Source organism: Brachyspira sp., assembly GCF_050873525.1.
In the GTDB taxonomy this organism is placed as follows: Bacteria; Spirochaetota; Brachyspiria; order Brachyspirales; family Brachyspiraceae; genus Brachyspira.
In genome coordinates this window covers 1-2,933 of the sequence record NZ_JBNMIZ010000276.1, presented here as the reverse complement: position 1 = coordinate 2,933, position 2,933 = coordinate 1, and the positions used below count along the sequence as shown (strand labels likewise).

The window sequence follows — 2,933 nt, the reverse complement described above, 5'->3', positions numbered from 1 at the left end:
TATTAATGCTATAATTAATATATAACTTAAAATTATTTATTATGACAATATTATCTTTTTAAAAGATAGTCTTTATCCACAGATATCACTTCTGTTTTATTATAATTATTATGTTCGTTGCACATAGGAATTATATAGACTATTTCAGATTCTCCTGTCTTATATACATGCGCCCCGACTTCCGCTTTATTTTTACAATTTTCAACACAGCATTTTGATGGCCAACTTTTTATATTATTAGTTTCCCAATAATCTTTCCATGAACTACAACCCATAGGTAATTTATCATCAGCTGTTCCTTTCTTATTTTTTACTTTTACAAAAATCGCCATTTTAATTCTCCTTTGCTATTTATTAATTTATTTAAATAATATACTATAGTTCTACAAATAAGTCAATATTAAATTAGAATTAATTTGTCAACATTTTTTATTTTTTCAAAGTTATCTTAATTCCAAAAATAGTAATTATTCTATGCTTCCCATCCTCCAATATAGAAAAAATAAAATCCCATATATTTCTTTTTATAGTTCTATTATTTATTTGCCAAATAACATTTTCCAAATGCCTTAACCTATTTTCATTTTCAAGTTGCTTATCTTCGCAAATTGCAATCGGATAAGGCGCATTGATAACTTTTGAATAATAATCTCTTATAATTGGTATCAAATCTTTATTCTCTTCTCTTTGAGTGAAAAAGAATAAATGAACTAACGGAACATTTAAGGCAGATATAATTTTTTTATCGTTATTATAACAATATATTAGACAATTATGTTCATCATCTTCATTATGCTTATCGCGTTTATCATATATATTATTCCAAAATTCTTTTTTAATAAATAGAAGGCAATTAATAGAATATCTTTTGCCGTTATCTATTTCTTCATAACCTTTATTTGTGGTGCTTTTTATATATTCTAAATGGTTTAAAGTTGTTTTTTCATGTATCCAGCGTGAAATATACGGTATTCTCCAAACAGTTCCTCCTCCAGAATCCTGTATTTCGGTATTATTTATGAGTTTTAAATTATTATCTTTTCCGTAGTCATAATCTTCCATGCCGACATAATGAACTCTTGCATATTCTTTAAAATATTCCTCTTCCAAGTTCATGAATTTTAAAACTCTTGGGAAGCCCCAAGGATTATTATTTACTAAACCTGTCACATATCCTAAATTATCTCCGTATTTAGAATAAGATTCTTCATAACATTTACATAAATTATTTAGCCAATTAACCGTAATTATTTAGCCAATTAACCGTTAACGGAAATGTATCATCGTCTACTTTGCAAATATATTCATATTTACTCATTACTTCGCTATTCAATAATTCTCTAATAGAAAAATAAGGCTTTTGAGGTTTTATCCAATCGACAACTTTAATTTGTTTTGGATATAGATTTTCATATCTTTTTGCAACTCTATATGTTCTTTCGCAGTCGTAAGTTTCTCTTCCGTTTTGTAATATAAATATATCCGCATTATGACTATTATATTTAGAATGCATAGCGAGAGATATTTCAAGCGATTCAAAATCCGCATAAGATAATATTACTATAGCCGTTTTATTAATTATATTCATTTTTTTATACCTAAATAATATTATTTCTTTTTAAAAACTATTCTAAATCCGAATAAATATATAATAAAATATTTCCTGCTTCTCTTAATTCCTAAAAAAATATTTTCCTTTTCTTTATCTTCTTCAATATCTTCAACTATTTTTACTATTCCTAATTCTTTATATTTAATATTAGCTTCATTTGTTAATTTTCTCATATATAAGTCGAATAAAGCTTCTCCCAAATATGCTAAAGTTCTTTTGCCGTTAATTGAATAATTTGAAGTGTCTATTACTTTATCTAATTTATCCAATACTGAAAATAAAAAATCGCAATAATCTAAAAATAAATTCTTTTTAATAATAAACATTTGATAAAAATATCTTCTTGAACTATCTCTTTGTTCTAAAATATAATCTTTATACTCGGGATAATTTTTGCAAATATATTCTACCATTTTATCATAATCTTCCACATTTACGCCTTCGATATTTTTAGCATAGTCTTCTCTGGAGCTATTTGTATTAGCAATTTTTAATTCCGCTTGTAAAGGTAAAATTAAATCGTATTTTTGAATATATTTATTTATAGTTTCTAAATTAAGCCCGTATTTATCAAGTAAATTATCATTATTAAAATTGTCAAAAATATCTCTATAGGCTTTATTTATTTTAGTTTGTTCATATTTATCATATTCGTATTCGTTAAATACCAAAAGCCTTCTATAATGCATAAAACCAATATAATCTGGATTTCCTAATTTATAGTAATTTTTCCACGCCCAATATATTCCCGTTAGTTCGCAGTATTCTCTGTTTTTATCCGAAATATTGTCTCCCGTATCGTCTCCAATCATATTTTCAATAAGCCAATTATATTCTTCTCTTAAAACTTTCCCGTCTTTTGTTTCTTTTTCTTTTAAAGTTCTTCCCAAATGAATAGGAATAAAAATATCATTTTTAAATAATGTAGTTTTTTTATGATATGCGACTAATATTTTTAACATATTTATCAATCCTTTGTTAATATTAAATTCAATCTTTTTAAGTTTTTTATATATTTTTTTATTTAACATTTCCAAATAATCTAATCTATGATGCAATGTATTTATTTGTAATCTTAACGGTTTCCTAGTTATTTTTATAAAACTAAATATTTTAGTTCTTCTGTATATTCCGTCATCGTAGGAATTTATTATATTTTATCCTGCTCTTCTTTTAGCAAATATTTAACGGCATTTTTATGTTTACATTCTATACTTTTATATGGATTAAAAGATAATTCATTATCTAATGTTATAACTTTATATAACTTACTATCTACATCCAATTTAAAAAATATTTTATATTTATCGCTATATTTATC

At 24.5% G+C, this 2,933-nt stretch carries 4 protein-coding genes; all 4 read right to left on the bottom strand.

Annotation, left to right across the window (positions count from 1 at the left end; genetic code table 11):
• Nucleotides 1-50 precede the first annotated feature (50 nt).
• Complete coding sequence (locus ACR0QS_RS12475; RefSeq protein WP_432633779.1) at nucleotides 51-332, bottom strand: hypothetical protein; 282 nt, start codon at nucleotides 330-332, stop codon at nucleotides 51-53.
• A 97-nt stretch (nucleotides 333-429) separates the two neighbouring features.
• Entirely contained in the window at nucleotides 430-1,170 is a 741-nt protein-coding gene (locus tag ACR0QS_RS12470; protein ID WP_432633778.1) for a hypothetical protein, read from the bottom strand.
• A gap of 67 nt (nucleotides 1,171-1,237) precedes the next feature.
• Complete coding sequence (locus ACR0QS_RS12465; protein ID WP_432633777.1) at nucleotides 1,238-1,588, bottom strand: hypothetical protein; 351 nt, start codon at nucleotides 1,586-1,588, stop codon at nucleotides 1,238-1,240.
• Nucleotides 1,589-1,608: 20 nt separating this feature from the next.
• The gene (locus ACR0QS_RS12460; RefSeq protein WP_432633776.1) at nucleotides 1,609-2,574 is read right to left on the bottom strand and encodes a DUF4422 domain-containing protein; all 966 of its coding nucleotides are present in this window, start codon (nucleotides 2,572-2,574) and stop codon (nucleotides 1,609-1,611) included.
• Between the last annotated feature and the right edge of the window lie 359 nt (nucleotides 2,575-2,933).

Bases quoted from the DNA above. Each gene is read 5' to 3' on its own strand.
- ACR0QS_RS12475 (WP_432633779.1), bottom strand. From the start codon at position 332: ATGGCGATTTTTGTAAAAGTAAAAAATAAGAAAGGAACAGCTGATGAT.
- ACR0QS_RS12465 (WP_432633777.1), bottom strand. From the start codon at position 1,588: ATGAATATAATTAATAAAACGGCTATAGTAATATTATCTTATGCGGAT.
- ACR0QS_RS12460 (WP_432633776.1), bottom strand. From the start codon at position 2,574: ATGTTAAAAATATTAGTCGCATATCATAAAAAAACTACATTATTTAAA.